This is a genomic window from Roseateles sp. FW301-B2, from assembly GCF_058788955.1.
The window spans coordinates 94,401-112,454 of sequence record NZ_JBYTBE010000001.1 but is presented as its reverse complement, the minus strand read 5'-3'; the positions used below and the strand labels follow the sequence as shown (position 1 = coordinate 112,454).

At 66.0% G+C, this 18,054-nt stretch carries 18 protein-coding genes; 5 read left to right on the top strand and 13 right to left on the bottom strand.

What is annotated here, in order from left to right:
* Positions 1–3: 3 nt before the first annotated feature.
* The 8 genes from AC3WQY_RS00485 to AC3WQY_RS00450 all read right to left on the bottom strand — a co-directional run bounded on the left by AC3WQY_RS00485 (position 4) and on the right by AC3WQY_RS00450 (position 7,750).
* The gene (locus AC3WQY_RS00485) at positions 4–525 is read right to left on the bottom strand and encodes a hypothetical protein (protein ID WP_492704928.1); all 522 of its coding nucleotides are present in this window, start codon (positions 523–525) and stop codon (positions 4–6) included.
* A 150-nt stretch (positions 526–675) separates the two neighbouring features.
* The gene (glnA, locus tag AC3WQY_RS00480; protein ID WP_285233027.1) at positions 676–2,091 is read right to left on the bottom strand and encodes a type I glutamate--ammonia ligase; all 1,416 of its coding nucleotides are present in this window, start codon (positions 2,089–2,091) and stop codon (positions 676–678) included.
* A 262-nt stretch (positions 2,092–2,353) separates the two neighbouring features.
* Positions 2,354–3,148: a competence/damage-inducible protein A gene (locus AC3WQY_RS00475; RefSeq protein WP_285233028.1), complete on the bottom strand. Its 795-nt coding sequence runs from the start codon at positions 3,146–3,148 to the stop codon at positions 2,354–2,356.
* Positions 3,145–4,029 (bottom strand): EI24 domain-containing protein, encoded by an 885-nt coding sequence (locus AC3WQY_RS00470; RefSeq protein WP_492704925.1) that lies wholly within the window; start codon positions 4,027–4,029, stop codon positions 3,145–3,147. The genes AC3WQY_RS00475 and AC3WQY_RS00470 overlap by 4 nt, the downstream gene beginning before the upstream one ends.
* A gap of 38 nt (positions 4,030–4,067) precedes the next feature.
* Positions 4,068–5,024 (bottom strand): sterol desaturase family protein, encoded by a 957-nt coding sequence (locus AC3WQY_RS00465; RefSeq protein ID WP_492705374.1) that lies wholly within the window; start codon positions 5,022–5,024, stop codon positions 4,068–4,070.
* Positions 5,024–5,818, bottom strand: coding sequence for a polysaccharide deacetylase family protein (locus tag AC3WQY_RS00460; protein WP_492705372.1), 795 nt, complete (start codon positions 5,816–5,818; stop codon positions 5,024–5,026). Before AC3WQY_RS00460 ends, AC3WQY_RS00465 begins: the two co-directional genes overlap by 1 nt.
* A 47-nt stretch (positions 5,819–5,865) precedes the next feature.
* Positions 5,866–6,846, bottom strand: coding sequence for a YncE family protein (locus tag AC3WQY_RS00455; RefSeq protein WP_285233030.1), 981 nt, complete (start codon positions 6,844–6,846; stop codon positions 5,866–5,868).
* A gap of 91 nt (positions 6,847–6,937) precedes the next feature.
* Positions 6,938–7,750 carry a TIGR00266 family protein gene (locus AC3WQY_RS00450; RefSeq protein ID WP_285233031.1) on the bottom strand — a complete coding sequence of 271 codons (813 nt, stop codon included), beginning with the start codon at positions 7,748–7,750 and terminating at the stop codon, positions 6,938–6,940.
* 73 nt (positions 7,751–7,823) lie between these two features.
* Between AC3WQY_RS00450 and AC3WQY_RS00445 the strand changes: the two genes are divergently transcribed.
* Positions 7,824–8,615 carry an IclR family transcriptional regulator gene (locus AC3WQY_RS00445; RefSeq protein WP_285233032.1) on the top strand — a complete coding sequence of 264 codons (792 nt, stop codon included), beginning with the start codon at positions 7,824–7,826 and terminating at the stop codon, positions 8,613–8,615.
* A gap of 56 nt (positions 8,616–8,671) precedes the next feature.
* Here the strand turns inward: AC3WQY_RS00445 and phbB are convergent, their stop codons facing one another.
* From phbB to phaC, 3 genes are all read right to left on the bottom strand, one after another.
* Positions 8,672–9,409, bottom strand: coding sequence for an acetoacetyl-CoA reductase (phbB, locus tag AC3WQY_RS00440; RefSeq protein WP_285233033.1), 738 nt, complete (start codon positions 9,407–9,409; stop codon positions 8,672–8,674).
* Between the two features lie 169 nt (positions 9,410–9,578).
* Complete coding sequence (locus AC3WQY_RS00435) at positions 9,579–10,760, bottom strand: acetyl-CoA C-acetyltransferase (RefSeq protein WP_285233034.1); 1,182 nt, start codon at positions 10,758–10,760, stop codon at positions 9,579–9,581.
* A gap of 40 nt (positions 10,761–10,800) precedes the next feature.
* Complete coding sequence (gene phaC, locus AC3WQY_RS00430) at positions 10,801–12,513, bottom strand: class I poly(R)-hydroxyalkanoic acid synthase (protein WP_492704921.1); 1,713 nt, start codon at positions 12,511–12,513, stop codon at positions 10,801–10,803.
* A 124-nt stretch (positions 12,514–12,637) separates the two neighbouring features.
* On the opposite strand from phaC, the gene AC3WQY_RS00425 reads away from it, so the two are divergent.
* Entirely contained in the window at positions 12,638–12,913 is a 276-nt protein-coding gene (locus tag AC3WQY_RS00425; RefSeq protein ID WP_492704919.1) for a hypothetical protein, read from the top strand.
* Here AC3WQY_RS00425 and pgeF read toward each other — a convergent pair.
* Complete coding sequence (pgeF, locus tag AC3WQY_RS00420; RefSeq protein WP_492704917.1) at positions 12,845–13,630, bottom strand: peptidoglycan editing factor PgeF; 786 nt, start codon at positions 13,628–13,630, stop codon at positions 12,845–12,847. The two genes, AC3WQY_RS00425 and pgeF, sit on opposite strands and share 69 nt — an antisense overlap.
* Positions 13,620–14,258 carry a maleylacetoacetate isomerase gene (maiA, locus tag AC3WQY_RS00415; protein WP_492704915.1) on the bottom strand — a complete coding sequence of 213 codons (639 nt, stop codon included), beginning with the start codon at positions 14,256–14,258 and terminating at the stop codon, positions 13,620–13,622. Before maiA ends, pgeF begins: the two co-directional genes overlap by 11 nt.
* Before the next feature lie 60 nt (positions 14,259–14,318).
* Between maiA and AC3WQY_RS00410 the strand changes: the two genes are divergently transcribed.
* The 3 genes from AC3WQY_RS00410 (at position 14,319) to AC3WQY_RS00400 (ending at position 17,829) form a co-directional block, all read left to right on the top strand.
* Positions 14,319–14,867 carry an NUDIX hydrolase gene (locus AC3WQY_RS00410; protein WP_492704913.1) on the top strand — a complete coding sequence of 183 codons (549 nt, stop codon included), beginning with the start codon at positions 14,319–14,321 and terminating at the stop codon, positions 14,865–14,867.
* Positions 14,868–15,095: 228 nt separating this feature from the next.
* Positions 15,096–15,524 carry a hypothetical protein gene (locus AC3WQY_RS00405; protein ID WP_492704911.1) on the top strand — a complete coding sequence of 143 codons (429 nt, stop codon included), beginning with the start codon at positions 15,096–15,098 and terminating at the stop codon, positions 15,522–15,524.
* A gap of 682 nt (positions 15,525–16,206) precedes the next feature.
* On the top strand, positions 16,207–17,829 hold the full coding sequence (locus AC3WQY_RS00400; RefSeq protein WP_492704909.1) for an ATP-dependent nuclease: 1,623 nt from the start codon (positions 16,207–16,209) through the stop codon (positions 17,827–17,829).
* Positions 17,830–18,054 lie beyond the last annotated feature (225 nt).

The window sequence follows — 18,054 nt, the reverse complement described above, 5'->3', positions numbered from 1 at the left end:
GACTCAGGGGAGTTTGCTGAGCTCTCGCTTGAGAGCCTGGATATCGGCTTCCTGGCGCGCGATGCCGGCCTTGAGCTCGGCCACGCGGTCCAGATACTTCTGGTAGTTGCGCTCGTCGCCGCGGCGCTCGGGGTTGCCGCCCGCGTACTCGCGCTGCAGATTGGCCAGGCGCTCCTCGCTGTCGCGCAACTCGGTCTCCAGCACGCGCCGGCGCTCGTTGTCGCGGCCACGCTGCTGGCTGGGGTCGATGCGCGCATCAGGCCCTCCGCGCGAGGCGGCCCCTTCGGCAGGTTGGGCCGACGGTGCCGGCTTGGCCCGCGCCGGCGCCTGCAGCACCGTGATGGGCGTGCCCTCGATGGTGCGACAGCCCTTTTCCTGGGCCTCCTTGGCCGAGAGCGCGTCGGTGTAGAGCACCGGCGGCCCGGGGCAGCGGTACACCACGCCCTGGGCCTGCGCCCCGCCTGCCGCCAACAGGGCGCTGAGCAGCAGGAACTGGGCTTGCTTCTTGGGTCGCTGGATGTGCATCGGCCGAATCGTCGAGAGGAAGGAACCAGGCTCGCATTGTGGCCCATGACGGCGCAGCAACAAAAAAGGACGGCTCGCGCCGTCCCTCTCCTGCCCTGGCAGCCTGCGGCGCGCCGTGTTGCTTCTCAACACGCACGCCGCGCGCTCCCATCACAGCGAGTAGTACATGTCGTACTCGACCGGGTGGGTGGCCATGCGGAAGCGCGTCACTTCCTGCATCTTCAGCTCGATGTAGGCATCGAGGAAGCTGTCGGTGAACACGCCGCCCTTGGTCAGGAAGGCACGGTCCTTGTCCAGATAGTCCAGCGCCTGGTCCAGGCTGTGGCAGACGGTCGGGATCTTCGCGTCTTCTTCCGGCGGCAGGTGGTACAGATCCTTGGTGGCGGCTTCGCCCGGGTGGATCTTGTTCTCCACGCCGTCCAGACCGGCCATCATCAGTGCCGCGAAGCACAGATAGGGGTTGGCCGAAGGATCGGGGAAGCGCGCCTCGATGCGGCGGCCCTTGGGGTTGGCCACATAGGGGATGCGGATCGAGGCCGAGCGGTTCTTGGCCGAGTAGGCCAGCTTCACCGGGGCTTCGAAGCCGGGCACCAGACGCTTGTACGAGTTCGTACCGGGGTTGGTGATGGCGTTCAGCGCGCGTGCATGCTTGATGATGCCGCCGATGTAGTACAGCGCGAAGTCGCTCAGACCGGCATAGCCATCACCGGCGAACAGGTTCTTGCCGTCCTTCCAGATCGACTGGTGCACGTGCATGCCGGAGCCGTTGTCGCCAACGATGGGCTTGGGCATGAAGGTCGCGGTCTTGCCATAGGCATGGGCGACGTTCTGGATCACGTACTTCTGCAGTTGCAGCCAGTCGGCGCGCTTGGTCAGGGTGCTGAACTTGGTGCCGATTTCCATCTGGCCGGCGTTCGCCACTTCGTGGTGATGCACTTCGACCGGGATGCCCAGTTGTTCCAGAATCAGGCACATTTCCGAGCGCATGTCCTGGCCGGCGTCGACCGGGGGCACGGGGAAATAGCCGCCCTTGACGGTGGGACGGTAGCCGCTGTTGCCGTGCTCGTATTCCTTGCCGGTGTTCCAGGCGGCTTCTTCGGATTCGATCTTGAAGAAGCAGCCGGACATGTCATTGCCCCAGCGGATCGAGTCGAAGATGAAGAACTCGGGCTCGGGGCCGAAGTAGGCGGTGTCGCCCAGGCCGGAGGCCTTCAGATAGGCTTCGGCGCGCTTGGCCAGCGAACGCGGATCGCGCTCATAGGCCTTGCCGTCGGCCGGGTCGACCACGTCGCAGGACAGGATCAGGGTCGGCTCTTCGAAGAAGGGGTCGATATTGGCGGTGTCGGGATCCGGCATCAGCAGCATGTCGGAGGCTTCGATGCCCTTCCAGCCAGCGATCGACGAACCGTCAAAGGCATGACCGGAGGAGAACTTGTCCTCGTCGAAATGCGACACGGGCACGGAAACGTGCTGCTCTTTGCCACGGGTATCGGTGAAGCGGAAGTCGACGAACTTGACTTCGTTTTCCTTCACCATCTTCATCACGTCGGCGACGGTCTTGGCCATCAATCACTCCTAGCGGAACGGGGGTAGATCGGATCTGAGAATTCGGCGGGGGTCTGGGTCCATGCGGATGCACGGGGCCCGACTCATGCACCGTTTAAGTAAGCAGGTTGCGTGCCAACTTGAGACCAGCCGGCGCAGCCCGAGCGCCAGCGCGGTGCATGCCCGCTGGCCCGCGGATTATGCGCTTGTGGGGCTTGCGTCACCATGACGCCGCCAGGGCGGCCACCGAACCGCGCACCAATCAAGTGCCGCGGTCGGGCTCTTATCGCACCAACTCGGTGCCAATGCGCGCACCATATTGGGACAGCCCCTGCTTGAGCGCCGCATAGGCCGGCTCCAGACGATCGGCGTCGCCCTTCACGCCCAGCTCGATATGGCGGCCCCATTGCGGATGGTCGACGCTGGGCAGGCTGAAGACCTTGATGCCGGGGAAGTCGGCCTCGATGCGTTCCATCAGCGGCGCCAGCGTGGCCTCCAGTGCCCCCAGCACGATCAGCGACTTCTCGCGCGTACCCAGCGCCCGGTGCAGATCGGCATGGCGCTGGTCCAGCACCCACTCGATCATCGGATGGGCCATCACCGGGAAGCCCGGCACGAAGTAGACCGTGCCGACGAAGAAGCCCGGAATCTGGTTGTAGGGATTGGGGATGATGCCCGCGCCCGCCGGGAACTCGCCCATCTGGAAGCGGCGCTGCGCATCCGGCGAATCGATCGCGATCTCGCTGCCCTGCTCCGCCGCGATCTGCTGCACGCGCTGCCAGATCAGGGCCTTGGCCTGCGGGTGCAGGGTCAGGTCTTGCCCCAGCGCGGCGGCGGCGGCCTGGCGGGTGTGGTCGTCGGGCGTGGCGCCGATGCCGCCGCAGCTGAACACCAGGTCGCCGCTGGCAAAGGCGCGCGCGAGCTCGGCCGTGAGGCGCGCGCGCTCGTCGCCCAGGTACTGGGCCCAGCTGAGCGTGAGGCCGCGGGCGGCCAGCAGCTCGATCACCTTGGCCAGGTGCTTGTCCTGGCGTTTGCCCGAGAGGATCTCGTCGCCAATGATGATGAGGCCGATGTTCATGGCAGCAACGGCGGCGCGGCCGTGGTCTGGGCCTGCTCGGGCAAGGGATCAAGCACCTCCACCACCGGCCCGGCGGCGGCCTGGCGCAGCTCATGCAAGGCGGCCAGCGCGTAATGCGCGAACCACAGCGAGGTGAAGGCGAACACCAGGGTGTAGAGCCACACAGAGATCAGCACCAGAAAGGGCGCGAGCGCAATCGTCAGCACGCCAAAGGCCCAGATGGCGGCGGGCGCGGCGCCCAGATAGCCGGTCACCAGGCCGAGCGCCAGCAGCGGGCCCTTGTGCTCGCTGAGGATCCGGCGCCGCTCGGGCGCCGAGGCATGGTCGGCCAGCACATCGAAGGCAAACACGCGGTAGCCCAGCCAGCCCCAGATCAGCGGCGGGATGAAGAGCACCAGCGGCGGGATGAACCAGAAGGGCATGCTGACGACGATGGCCAGCAGGGCCAGCAGGGTGTGGCCCAGCGACCAGGCCGCGCTCAGCCAGACCGAGCCGCCGCGCTTGAGTTCCAGGCCCGGGAAGCGGCGCGCGGCCACCAGCTGCACCATCGCCGGCGTCATCAGCAGCGCCACCATCAGCAGGCTCAGCACCACCACCACCGGGATGCCAAGGGCCAGCACCACCAGCGGCGCCATCACGCTGCGAAAGCCGCTGGCGCCGACATAGTCCAGCCAGCCCAGCAGGCTGTCGATCAGCTTCCAGGATTCCAGCGTGGCGCGCACGCCGGCCACCGCGGGTTCCCAGAAGAAGTACATGAAGACGCCGGCCAGCACGGCCGATATCAGCAGCGGCAGCAGCGAGAGCGCGATCACGCGCGGATGCAGGCAATAGGCGGCGGCGCGCCAGAAGGCATCGGCGATACGGCCGGTGGCATGGATCATTTTTCGCTCATTCCTCCGCTTTGGAGAGGTCGAGCATATCAACGCCCGACCAATCTCCGCAGACCCAGCCATTGCTGGGCCCAGAAGCCGCGGCCATAGTCGCGCCCGCCCTCGCCTGGGAGCTGGTCGCGCACACCGGTGGCATCGAAACGCAGCTCGAAATTGGCGGTGCCGAACAGCATGTCCCAGACCGGGAACAGCACCGCGAAGTTGTGGCCGCCCAGCGTGCCACGCCCGCCCGACTCATGGCCGATGCCGATCGCGTGGTGCAGCCGGTGAAAGCGCGGGCTCACCAGCACGCGCTCCAGCAGCGGCCCGAACCACAGCCGCACATTGGCGTGCTGCAGGCTTTCCATCAGCTGCGAGAGCGCCACCAGGGCCACGAACTGGCCGGGCTCCACGCCGATGAAGCGCGCCAGCAGCGCGAACACCGCAGCGCGCAGCACATCGTCGAGCAGATGGTTGCGGTTGTCGCTCCACATCGTCATTTGGCGCTGGCTGTGGTGCAGCGCATGCAGGGCCCACCACCAGCCGAACTGGTGCTGGGCACGGTGCAGCCAGTAGTTCACCAGGTCGAACACCAGCAGGTAGAGCAGGAAGCTGGCCCAGGGCAGCTCGGCCAGGCCCAGCAGCGCGTCGAGCTGCCAGGTCGGCAGGCCCAGCAAGCGCATCTGACCCGAGGCGCCGTCCAGCACCAGATCGAGGCTGAAGAACATCGCCAGGCGGAACAGCCCCAGCCGGTGGATCAGGGTGTAAAGCATGTCCACCCGCACCGCGGCGCGGTCGCTGAGCGGCTCCACCGGGCGCCAGCGTTCCAGCGTGCGTATCAGCAGCAGCATTACCGCGATCTGCAGCAGGCCCACCAGCAGCCAGCCGGTTGCGTCGTAGGCGTCCTCGAGCAGATTGCCCAGACCGATGCCGAACACCAGGGGCTGGACCAGGGTCTCGAACAGCTGTTGCCGGGCGAGCTCGAAGCTCTCGCTGAACCAGTCCATCATGGCTTGCGCACCGCGTTCTTGTCCGAGGGCCCGGCACCGACGCCCCGCATCAGCTGCGCATAGCGCGGATGCTCACGCAGCGGTGCAAAACACATGCCCTTCTCCTTCAATCCCTTCAGCAGGGGTTCCAGCACGGCGGGTGCCCAGGCGTCCTGGCGCTGCCAGATGCCCAGGTGGGCCATCAGGATATCGCCCGGCCGGATATCGCGCAGCGCACGCGCCAGCAGCTGCTCGTTGGGGTATTTGTCGCTGGGCAGTTCGTCGCCCAGAAAGCCCGCCGCGCTCCAGCCCACATGGCTGAAGCCGCAGGCCTTGGCCACCGCCAGCAGGGCCGGCGAACTGCGCCCCGCCGGGGCACGGAAGATCGGGCTCATGGCCTGGCCGGTCATCTCGGCAAAGCGCTGCGCGGGCTTCTTCAGGCCCTCGCAATACTGCTCGGCGCTCAGCTCGCGGATGCGCATCGGCTCGATGCCGGCCTGGGTGCGCACCTTGAAGCGGGCCTCGCCGTTGACGGGCGGCAGGTCCTCCAGCCAGGTGTCGTGCTCCCAGGTGTGCGAGCCGAAGTCGTGCCCCTCGGCGGCACGCGCGCGCCACCAGGGCGCCCATTGCTCGTCCAGGGTGTGGCCGTAGTTCAGCGTGGGCTCCCAGGCCAGGAAGAAGGTGGCCTTGGCCTCGTACTTCTTCAGCAGCTCGGCCACCAGCGGCGCCACGCCCATATGGCCGGTGTCGAAGGTCAGGAAGACCGGCTTCTGCCCGGGCTGGCAGGCCTGCGCCCACAGGGCGCCGGGCATCGCACCGAACAGCGCGCTGGTGAGCGCCAGCGCCGCGCGAGCCTGCTTCACTGGCGCGACGCGTGGTCCAGCGTCCACACGCCATGGGGCGACTTGCCCACCACCACCTGCTTGAGGACCTTCTTGCTCTGCAGATCCAGCATCGTCAGCTTGCGCGCCCAGCGCGAGGTGAAGATCAGGGTCTTGCCATCGGGCAGCACTTCCATGTCGTCGGGCCCGCCCGGTGCCGCGAAGGTCTCGGCCACGGTGAAGCTCTGCAGATCGATCTTGCTGATGCTGTTGCCGGCGCGGTTGCTCACCAGCACATGGCGCTTGTCGCCCAGCGAGCGGAAGCTGTGCGCGCCGTCGCCAGTGGGCAGGCGCTTGACCAGCTTGGGTGCGGCGCCCGAGACGTCGTAGACCTCCACCAGCTTGTCGCCGGTCAGCGCCACCAGGATGTGCTTGTCGTCGGCGGTGAGGAAGATGTCGGCCGGCATCTTGCCCACCGGGATCTTCCAGCGTGGCGCCTGGGCGGCCAGGTCCACGCACAGCAGCTCGTCGCTGTCCTGCAGGCTCACGTAGAGCAGCGTGCTCTTGCTGTCGATGTAGAGATGGCTGGGCGTCTTGGGCGCCGGGATGCGCTTGAGCAGCTCCAGCGGCTTGTCCGCCTGCTGCGGCTGCCAGCGGTACAGGGCCACATGGTCGAGGCGGTTGCCGGCCGTCACGAACCACTTCATGTCGGGCGAGAAGCGCAGGTGGTAGGGGTCGGTGATGCCGTTCAGCACGCGCTGCACATTGGCCGTGACCGGGTCGATGAAGGTGAGCGAGTCGCCCAGCGCGTTCGCCACCACCATGGACTTCTCGTCCGGCGTCAGGTAGAGGTGGTGCGGCTCCTTGCCGGTGGGAATGCGCTTCACCTGCTTGAAGCTCACCGGATCGACCACGCTGATGTCGGCGTCCAGCGAATTGAGCACGAAGATGGGGTGGCCGGCATGAGCCGCGCAAGCGCTGACGGCCAGGGCGACAGCGGCGCTGAAACGGGACAACATCGAGTAGGAATCCTTGGAGCGGGACGAGGAACGACAGGCTCCAGTGTAGAGGGCCGGCTCACGCCGGCCCTTGACGCGACGCACTATTCGACTACTCGTCGTCGCCGCCCAGGATCCCGCCCAGCAGGCCGCCGGCGCCGAAGCCGCCCAGCACCGAGCCCTCTTCCTTGGAGCCGCCACGCTGCGGCGCGGCCGCGAAGATGCGCGAGGCCAGGCGCGAGAACGGCAGGCTTTGCAGCCAGACCTCGCCCGGGCCAGTCAGCTTGGCCAGGAACAGGCCCTCGCCGCCGAACAGCGCGGTCTTGATCTTGCCCACGTACTGGATCTCGAAGTCAACGCTGGGCGTGTAGGCCACCACGCAGCCGGTATCCACCAGCAGGGTCTGGCCGGGCTGCAGGGTGCGGCGCACCACCGTGCCGCCGGCGTGCACGAAGGCCAGGCCGTCGCCATCGAGCTTCTGCATGATGAAGCCCTCGCCGCCGAAGAAGCCGGTGCTGAGCTTCTGCTGCACGGCAATGCCCAGCGAGACGCCGCGCGCCGCGCACAGGAAGGCATCCTTCTGGCAGATCAGCGTGCCGCCCAGCTGGCGCAGATCCATGGGCAGGATCTTGCCGGGGTAAGGCGCGGCAAAGGCCACGCGCAGCTTGCCCGCGCCCTGGTTGGTGTAGATGGTGGTGAACAGCGACTCGCCGGTGATGAGGCGCTTGCCGGCGCCCAGCAGCTTGCCCAGGAAACCGCTCTGCTGCGCCGAGCCATCGCCAAAAATCGTGTCCATGCTGATGCCGGCATCCATGAACATCATGCTGCCGGCCTCGCCGATGGCGGCCTCGCCCGGGTCGAGCTCGACCTCGACGAACTGCATTTCGGCGCCCTTGATCTCGTAGTCGACGACGTCCATGGCCATGATCTGTATCCCTCCAGCAAATTGAAACCGGCCGCGATATTAGCCACATTTGCGCCTGCCTATACTGCGACGCATGTCCGAGCCCCTTGAATCCACGCTGAAGCCCGGCGACAGCTATGTGCAGTCCTTCGCGCGCGGGCTCTCGGTGATACGCGCCTTCAGCGCCGAGGCGCCGCGCCAGACCCTCACCGAGGTGGCCAAGCGCTGCGGCCTCACGCGCGCCGGCGCGCGCCGCATCCTGCTGACGCTCGAAACCCTGGGCTATGTGAAGGCCGATGGCCGGCTGTTTGCCCTCACGCCCAAGATCCTGGACCTGGGCTTTGCCTACCTCAGCTCGCAGCCGCTGTGGCAGTTTGCCGAGCCGGTGATGCAGCAGCTCGCCGGCGAGCTCAAGGAGAGCTGCTCGGCCGCGGTGCTGGAGGGTGGCGACATCGTCTACGTGCTGCGCGTGCCGGCGCGCAAGATCATGAGCATCAACCTGGGCGTCGGCAGCCGCCTGCCGGCCTGGTGCACCTCGATGGGTCGGGTGCTGCTGGCCGGCCTGCCGCCGGCCGAGCTGGAGGAGCAGTTGGCGCGCGTGCAGTTCCACTCGCATACCGCGCGCACCGCGCGCAATCTGGACGAGCTGCGCACCCGCATCGCCCAGGTGCGCAGCCAGGGCTGGTGCCTGATCAACCAGGAGCTGGAAGAAGGCCTGGTCTCGCTGGCCGCACCGATCGTGGACCGCAACGGCCAGACCATCGCGGCGCTCAACGTCGGCGCGCAGGTGAATCGCACGCCGCCCGAGGCGCTGCTGGAGCAATGCCTGCCGCGCCTGCTGGAGGCGGCGCAGAGCATCTCCAGGCTGCTGCAGATCAAGTCCTGAGCGGCAAGAAAAAAGGCACCCGAAGGTGCCTCTGTTGCCGCGCGCCAGGCGCTGGCTCACCCCATGTGCAATCCGCCATTGCAGGAGAAATCGGCACCGGTGGTGAAGCCCGAATCCTCGCCCGCCAGCCAGGCCACGATGGCCGCGATTTCCTCGGGGGTGCCGAGGCGCTTGATGGGGATGGTGGCGACGATCTTGTCCAGCACGTCCTGGCGGATTGCCTTGACCATGTCGGTGCCGATATAGCCCGGGCTCACGGTGTTGACCGTCACGCCCTTGCTGGCCACCTCCTGCGCCAGCGCCATCGTGAAGCCGTGCATGCCGGCCTTGGCGGCGGAGTAGTTGGTCTGGCCGAACTGACCCTTCTCGCCGTTCACCGAGGAGATGTTGATGATGCGGCCCCAGCCCCGGTCCAGCATGTCCTCGATCACCTGCTTGGTGACGTTGAACATGGAGTTTAGGTTGGTGTCGATCACCGCGTCCCAGTCGGCGCGGCTCATCTTGCGGAACATGCCGTCGCGCGTGATGCCGGCGTTGTTCACCAGCACGTCGATGGGGCCATGCTCGGCCTTGACCTTGGCAAAGGCGGCCACGGTGGAATCCCAGTCGGCCACATTGCCCACCGAGACGTGGAAGGTGTAGCCCAGCGCGGCCTGCTCGCTGATCCATTTGTCGAAGTCACGGCTGGGGCCACAGCCGGCGATGACCTTGAAGCCTTCCTTGTGCAGGCGCTGGCACATCGCGGTGCCGATGCCACCCATACCGCCGGTCACGTATGCAATCTTCTGGCTCATAGTGTCTCCTTGCCTCCATGGCATTGATCGGGGCCGCACCGGCGCCGCGTCCTACGCGCTGGCCGGTCCCATGCTTTGTTCGGTAGCCAAAGACGCGTTCAAAGCGTCCCGCAAGGCCCGGGTGGGGTCAAGCGGGGTTGGCCCTAGTGGGGTTTGTTGGGTGCGCCGCTCAGCGTTCCACGGTCAGCGCCACACCCATGCCACCGCCGATGCACAGCGAGGCAATGCCCTTCTTGGCGCCGCGGCGCTGCATCTCGTGCAGCAGCGTCACCAGGATGCGCGCGCCCGAGGCACCGATCGGGTGGCCCAGCGCGATGGCGCCGCCGTTGACGTTGACCTTGCTGAGGTCCCAGCCCATTTCCTGGTGCACCGCGCAGGCCTGGGCCGCAAAGGCCTCGTTGATTTCCAGCAGGTCAAGATCCTGCGGCTTCCAGCCGGCGCGCTCCAGCGCCTTGCGCGCCGCGGGCACCGGGCCCATGCCCATGGTGGCCGGGTCCAGGCCGGCGCTGGCATAGGAGGCGATGCGCGCCAGCGGCGTGAGGCCCAGGGCTGCGGCCTTGGCGGCGCTCATCAGTACCAGGCCGGCGGCGCCGTCGTTGAGGCCGGAGGCATTGCCGGCGGTGACGCTGCCGGCCTTGTCGAAGGCGGGGCGCAGGCCGGCCAGGGCCTCGGCATTGCTCTTGCGGTTGATGAACTCGTCGGCGTCGAAGACGATCGCGTCGCCCTTCTTCTGCGCAATGCTCACCGCGGCGATCTCGTCCTTGAAGCGGCCCGCGTCCTGCGCGGCGGCGGCCTTCTGCTGCGAACCCAGGGCCAGCGCGTCCTGTGCCTCGCGGCTGATGCTGTATTGCTTGGCCACGTTCTCGGCCGTGATGCCCATGTGGTACTGGTTGTAGACGTCCCAGAGGCCGTCCACGATCATGGTGTCGACGAGCTTCCAGTCGCCCATGCGCTGGCCATCGCGCGAGCCGGGCAGCACATGGGGCGCCAGGCTCATGTTCTCCTGGCCGCCGGCGATGACGATCTCGGAGTCGCCGTCGCGGATGGCCTGGGCAGCCAGCATCACCGCCTTCAGGCCCGAGCCGCAGACCTTGTTGATGGTCATGGCCGGCACGGTATTGGGTAGGCCCGCCTTGATGACGGTCTGGCGTGCCGGGTTCTGGCCCGAGCCGGCGGTCAGCACTTGGCCGAGGATCAGCTCGCCGATCTGGCCGGCCTCCAGGCCGCTGCGGCGCAGCAGCTCCTTCACCACCACGGCGCCCAGCTCGGGGGCCGGGGTCTTGGCGAGCGTGCCGCCGAACTTGCCGATGGCGGTGCGCGCTGCGGCGACGATGACGATGTCGGTGCTCATGTTTGTCTGCTCCAGTGTGAGATGCGTAAGCAGGCCCTGCTCAGGCCTTTTGTTTGACGTAGCGGCCCGGTGCCGGCTCGATCGCCTTGTAGCTGCGATGGCCCGGCGCCTTGGGCGCGGGCTTCATGGCGCCGGCATGCGAGGCCAGCCAGGCGGACCAATCGGTCCACCAACTGCCGGGATGCTCGACCGCGCTTTCCAGCCACTCATTGGCGCTGGCAGGCAGGGCCGCCGTCTTGCCGATCCAGTGGCTGCGCTTGCCTTTGGCGGGCGGGTTGATGACGCCGGCGATATGGCCCGAGGCGCCCAGCACGAAGCGCTTCTTGCCGCTGAACACCTGGGTGCTGCGGTAGGCGCTGTCCCAGGGCACGATGTGGTCCTCGCGCGAGCCGTAGATATAGACCGGCGCCTTGATCTTGCCGAGGTCGATGGCCTCGCCGCAGACCGTCAGCCGGCCCGGGATCCGCAGTTCGTTCTGCAGATAGGTGTGGCGCAGGTACCAGCAGTACATCGGGCCGGGCAGATTGGTGGAATCGCCGTTCCAGTACAGCAGGTCGAAGGCCGGCGGCGCCTCGCCCTTGAGGTAGTTGCCCACCACATAGTTCCACACCAGATCGTTGGGGCGCAGGAAGCTGAAGGTGGTGGCCAGCTCCTGGCCCTTCAGCAGGCCCGGGCCCTTGGGCGCATCGGGGCCCAGCGTCATTTCGCGCAGCTTCACCGAGGCCTCGTCGACAAACAGGTCGAGGATGCCGTTGCTGGAGAAGTCGATCAGCGTGGTCAGCAGGGTCAGGCTCTCCACCGGCTGCTGGCCGCGCGCCGCCAGCACCGCCAGCGCGGTGGCGAGTATCGTGCCGCCGACGCAGAAGCCCAGCGCATTGATGGTCTTGGCGCCGCTGATGGCCTGCACCACCTCGATCGCCTTGATGGGCGCATGCTCGATGTAGTCGTCCCAGGTCCAGGCCTTGCAGCTCTCGTCCGGGTTGCGCCAGCTCATCACGAAGGTGCGATGGCCCTGCTCCACGGCATAACGGATCAAGGAGTTGTCCGGCTGCAGATCCAGGATGTAGAACTTATTGATGCAGGGCGGCACCAGCAGGAAGGGCCGCTCATGCACTTCCTTGGTGAGCGGCTTGTATTCGATGAGCTGGAAGAACTCGTTCTCGAACACGATGTCGCCGGCGGTGGTGGCCACATTGCGGCCCACCTCGAAGGCGTTCTCGTCGGTCTGCGAGACATGGCCGCGCTGCACATCGGCCCACAGCAGCTGCATGCCCTTGGCAATGCTCTCGCCCTGCGTCTGCAGCGCCAGGCTCTGCGCCTCGGGATTCAGCGCCAGGAAGTTGCTGGGCGCCGAGGCATCGACGAACTGCTGCACCGCGAAGCGGATGCGCGCCCGCGTCTTCGCATCGCCCTCCACCTGCTCGGCCATGCGCTGCAGGGTCTGCGCGTTGAGCAGATAGAGCTGGGCCATGAAGCTGGAGGCCGGGTTGGCGCTCCAGGCCTCGGCGGCGAAGCGTCGATCGCCCAGCTTGGGCTTGGCTGCCGCCTTTTCAGGGGACACGGAGTTGTTCCAAAGCGCCGTTGCCTGCTTCAGATAGTCGGCCTGCAGCTGTGCCAGGCTCTGCATCGGGATCTGCAGGCCGGCCAGGGTCTTCATGGTCTCGCCCAGGCCAGCGGCCATCTCGGCGGCGGCGCCCAGCGACAAGGGATCAGCCTTGCCACCGGCATCTTTGTTGCTCTTCTTCGACGTCATGTGTCTCCTCGGGCTGGTGCTTGCTTGCTGCGATCGCTGGCTCACATCAAGAGCCAGGCAAGAAGCTTGCCACAGATGCTGTTGTACCCTTGGAAACTTACCTTCTTATGACGATTGGTTTTCGATGTACCTGGTTGCAATTGCCTGGATCTACGTGGCGCTGATGATGGCGCTGGCCGAGGCCACCAGCAGCCAGGGCTCGGTGCTGGGAGCGATCGTCACCTTCGCGCTCTACGGCGTGCTGCCGGTGAGCATCGTGCTCTATCTGCTGGGCACGCCGGCGCGACGTGCCGCGCGGCGGCGTGCCGAGGCCGCCGCGGACCCGGCCCCGTCAAATCAGGCTGATGGCAGCGGCCATGCGCCCGGCGAGCCGCTCGTGGCGGAAGGAAAAGAACCTTGAGGGCTCGCTGAGCGTGCACCAGTGCCCGCCGCCGATGTGGCGCAGGCCGGCCGCGCGAAGCCGCGCACGCGCCAGCGCCGGCAGATCGGCCAGCCAGCGCGGCTCGCCCGCGGCATTGGCGCGGTAGACGAAGAAGCGCGCATCCGGCGCCGCCGGATCGCTGCCGAAGGCCTGCAGCACCTCGGCCCCGACCTCGAAACGCTGCGGCCCGATGCAGGGGCCCAGCCAGGCATGCAGCTCATCGGGGGCGCTGCCGCTGGCCTCGCAGAGCGCCGCCACCGTGTGCTCCAGCACCCCGGCCGCCAGCCCGCGCCAGCCCGCATGGGCGCCGCCCACGCCGCCGCGCGCGGCGAACAGCACCGGCAGGCAGTCCGCCACCTGGATGGCGCAACCCAGCCCCAGGCTGGTGCTGATGGCGGCATCGAAGCGCGGGCGCTCACCATCCAGGTGCGTGCCGTCCAGTTTCAGCACATCGGCGCCATGCACCTGGTGCAGAAACACCGCCGGCGCCCCCAGGGCGCGCGCCAGCAGCGCCCGGTTGGCGGCCACCGCGGCGGGCTCGTCCTCGACCGCGCGGCCCAGATTCATGCTGGCGTGCAGGCCTTGGCTGACACCGCCGGCCCTGGTGGTCGCGAAGGCGCGGATGCGAGGCCAGTGGGACGGCAGCTGCCAGTCGGGCAGCAACCAGTCCGGGTGGATCAGCGCCTCACTCGGCATCGGGGCAGGCGGAGGGCTGGGTCTTGATGAAGGCATCGAGCTGCATGCAGGCCTCGAACACCTGCATCAGGCGCGGCACATGGTCGAGCCGGCAGTTGAAGCGCTGGGCGTTGAAGATCTGCGGCACCAGCACGCATTCGGCCAGGCCGGGCGCGTCGCCGAAACAGAAGCGGCCCGCATGGCCCTCCTTGCCGAGGCGCTGCTCCACCACCTCCAGCCCGGTCTCGACCCAATGGCGGTACCAGCGGTCCTTGGCCTCTTCGGCAAGGCCCAGATCGCGCGTCAGGTAGCGCAGCACGCGCAGGTTGTTGAGCGGGTGGATCTCGCAGGCGATGTCCTGCGCCAGGCCGCGAACATAGGCGCGCTCCAGCGCCGTCCTGGGCAGCAGCGGCGGCTCGGGGTGGGTTTCGTCCAGGTACTCGATGATGGCCATCGACTGCGTGATCACCGCCTCGCCATCGCGCAGCAGCGGCACCAGGCGCGAGGCCGACACCGCGGCATAGGACTCGTTGAACTGCTCGTTCTTGGCCAGGTGCACCGGCTTGTAGTCGTACTCCAGGCCCTTCAGGGCCAGCGCGATGCGCACGCGGAAGGACGCGGAGGAGCGGTAGTAATTGAAGAGTTCCATGATGGTCTGAGCCTCGGGTCTTGGAGCAAGATCATGCCATGCAGCCGATACACTGGCCCCATGTTCCTGACTCGCCGATTCAAGCATTGCCCCAGCTGCGGCAGCCCCGTGGAGTACCGCGTGCCGGCCGATGACAACCGCGAGCGCGCCACTTGCACCGCCTGTGCCAGCGTGCACTACGAGAACCCCATCAATGTGGTGGGCACCCTGCCGGTGTGGGGCGATCAGGTGCTGCTGTGCAAGCGCGCCATCGAGCCGCGCTACGGCCTCTGGACCCTGCCGGCGGGCTTTCTGGAACTGGGTGAAACGAGCGCCGAGGGCGCACTGCGCGAGACCGACGAAGAGGCCGGCGCGCAGATCGAGCTGCAGAACCTCTACTGCGTGCTGAACGTCGTCAAGGTCGGGCAGATCCACATGTACTACCGCGCCCGGCTGCTCTCCGACCGCTTCGACCCCGGCCCCGAATCACTCGAGGCCCGGCTGTTCAGCGAGCATGAGATCCCCTGGGACGAACTCGCCTTCCGCACCGTGCGCGAGACCCTGCAACGCTTCTTCGAGGACCGGCGCCTGGGCCGCGAGTACCTGCTGCATTGCGCGGATATCGGCTGAGCGGCTGCTGGCGGCCAGGAGCGGAAGTTCGCCCATCCGATGCAGGAGACAGTTCTAGGCTGACTTGAGTCGTTAGCGGTGAGGACCTGAGCGACAGCTCCCGCCAACACAGGTCACTGAGCGCAGGTTGCCATCGGCTGCGCATAACACTTGCTGCGTGAGCAGCATTAGTCACCGGCCTACCCGCTTACACCGCCGTTACGATTGACGTCGGGACGGGAGAAGAACGTGCGTAAACAGATGAAGTCAGCGCTGGGCACCCCGGGCGACATGCTGCGGATAGGCGCTGGCGTACTCGGCTTGGCCGTGTTGCTCTGCATCGGTGTCGCCGCATGGGACGTCTCCAGCGCTTGGCTCGCCAAGAAGCGCTTTGAAGACGAGCGTGCATCCATCCCCGCTAGCGCCTCCGTCACTGGTTCGCTGCTGGCAAGCGCCGCCAAGGCCTGCATCGTGTTCTCTGTCACCACGCTAGAGCAATGCGCCGCGGTCAAGGGCGAGCTGCCTCAGGAGCTGATCGCGCCCGTGATGGCGAAGACTGCCATCGACAGCCGCACGGAGTACTACGCTAAATGCATGCGGCATCGCGAGCCGCCAGACTGCCAGAACCTGCTGAACCGGGCAGTTCAGATTGCGACGAGGTCATCGGCGGGTCAATAGGCCAGGATTTCGCGCGACCGGGTACCGAAAGGAGATCTATCAGGCCTCAGCTCGCCGAAGGCACGCCGGCGACACACAGGTCACACGGTCTAGGTCATATCACTGCGGCCAGCCAACTGCATCCCCAACGCCGGTCATTCCTGCTGGCCCGGTGATGGTTGAGCAGACGGCCTCTTCTTGGCTGGAACCGTGAAGCTGGCTACTTGCAGCGGATGACAGCACCCGCTGCAACGCTGACAGTCTAAAGGTTAGGTCCGTCTTGGGCTGAACAGCGTCAGTCACGGTTGGCGGCCCGAGCGAACGCTGTGATCGTCAAGTGACATTCGCCAGCGCGAGTCGGATGACGACTGCGCAGCCGAGACTGCGTACTTGATCTGAGTCGACCGCATGCCGGTCTTCAACGACTAGCGGCGCGCGACACGAACTTGCGTTGCCGACAGGTTGGGGGCAGCGACCGACGACCAACATACAAAGCCTGGAGGCAGGTGGTGGCACGAAGCCCATCGGCCTGGACCGAACAGGATGCATTCGGTGAAGCAGTTAGCATGCGGCTCCAAGAATCGTCAGCGAAAGCCAACCAGTGCCGGAAGCTATCTCGCCCTCAACAAGCCCGCGCGTAGCCATCAATGTCCTTACGTTTAGTGATGGAACACAAGTCCACCTGTCGCCGAGAGACGTTGTCATGGTCGTTGGTCCAAACAACGCCGGCAAGAGCGCAACACTGCGTGCAATTCGCGACAAGCTTCAGAACCAGGCTCATCAGAGCCCGGTGCTCAGAAGCGTTGAGATTCAAAAGTTTGGCACCATAAGCGACTTCGCTGAATGGCTGACTGGTTGGGCGGTCGTTCAAAAGGAATCTTCGCCAGAGAATCCCGTTTTCCAGGCACTCGGGATGGGCGTGCATCAAAGCCAACTGCAATCGGACTGGCAGCGAGGTGATAGCGTTCTCCAGACCCTCGCGCGATGGTTCTGCCACCTGCTTTCGGCGGACGAACGCCTGCACATTTGCAATCCACCGAGCAACATTGCGCTGTCTAGGGACAATCCCAGCCACCCTATCCACTTCATGCTGAGGGACGATGGCCTGGAGCTGAAGTTGAGCGCAAAGTTCCGCAAGGCATTTGGAGTTGATCTAGTTGTTCATCGGAACGCCGGCAACCAAGTCCCCCTGCATGTTGGCGATAGGCCCAAGGTGAACGCGAACGAAGACCGCGTGAGCATCGGCTACATCGAGCGCCTTGAGAAGCTACCTACGCTTCATACGCAGGGGGACGGCATGCGCAGCTTCGCAGGGGTATTGCTTGCAACATCCGTCGGGCGGGAAAGCATCTTGCTCATCGATGAGCCCGAGGCCTTCTTGCATCCGCCACAAGCCCGACTGCTTGGAACGACTCTGGTTCAGGATCGCCATCGAGAACGGCAGTTGTTCATCGCGACACACAGCACAGACATACTTCGGGGCGTTCTTGACGCGGAAAGTTCAGATGTTCGAGTGATCAGAATTCGGCGCAATGGTGAAGCAAACTCCGTGCGCCTTCTAGACAACGAAAGAATCAAGCAGCTTTGGAGTGATCCGCTTCTGCGCTATTCCAACATATTGGACGGGCTGTTCCACGAGGCCGTGGTTGTTTGCGAGGCAGACTCGGATTGCCGTTTCTATTCCGCAATCTTGGACGCATCGCATGCCACGTCAGTGGATGAAACCAAGCGGCCCGATCTGATGTTCACGCACTGCGGCGGCAAGGCGCGCCTTCCTGTTGTTATTCGCGCATTGAGGGAAGTGGACGTTCCTGTACGCGCCGTCGCGGACTTCGATGTTCTGTCCGAAGAGGAGCCACTCAAAAGTATCGTCGAGTCTCTGGGGATGTCGTGGGCGGAGATTCAAAGCGACTGGCGCACGGTCAGGTCGGCCATTGACGCCAAGAAGCCTGACCTCAGCACCGCAGAGGTTAAGTCGGCCATCGGCGATGTGCTTGCAGCTGTCAATTCACCAGTCTTCTCGGCAAAAGCCAAGAATGAAATCCAGGGGGTTCTGAAGCGCGCATCAGCCTGGGCCCACGCCAAAGCCGTAGGCAAGACGTTCGTTCCGAGTGGGGATGCATCGAAGGCCTGCGAACGCCTTCTGGCGGCCCTCCGGGCGGGTGGCCTGCACGTCGTCGAAGTTGGTGAACTCGAGGGATTCGTGCGCACAGAGGGGGGCCATGGCCCCAAATGGGTAAACACCGTACTTAGCCGTTCGCTCGCGACCGATCCCGAGCTAGAGGAAGCGAGGCGCTTCGTGCGAGAACTGATGGCCCCTAGGTAGGTCGCCGGCAGCGCGTCGAGAGGCCCCAGCCGGATCGCTTCCTGCGGCGGCTTGGCGACCAGGCAAGCCATGCAAATTCTTTCGCTTGGCTACTTCTGCTTAGTGACGGACGGCGGACGCTAGAGCGCGCCGACGGAACGTCAGCAACCGCTGCGAAGCGGTCGTGGAGCTTGCCAGGCCAACCGACTGCAATGGGTCGATTGCGTACATACAGCGAACCAGGGC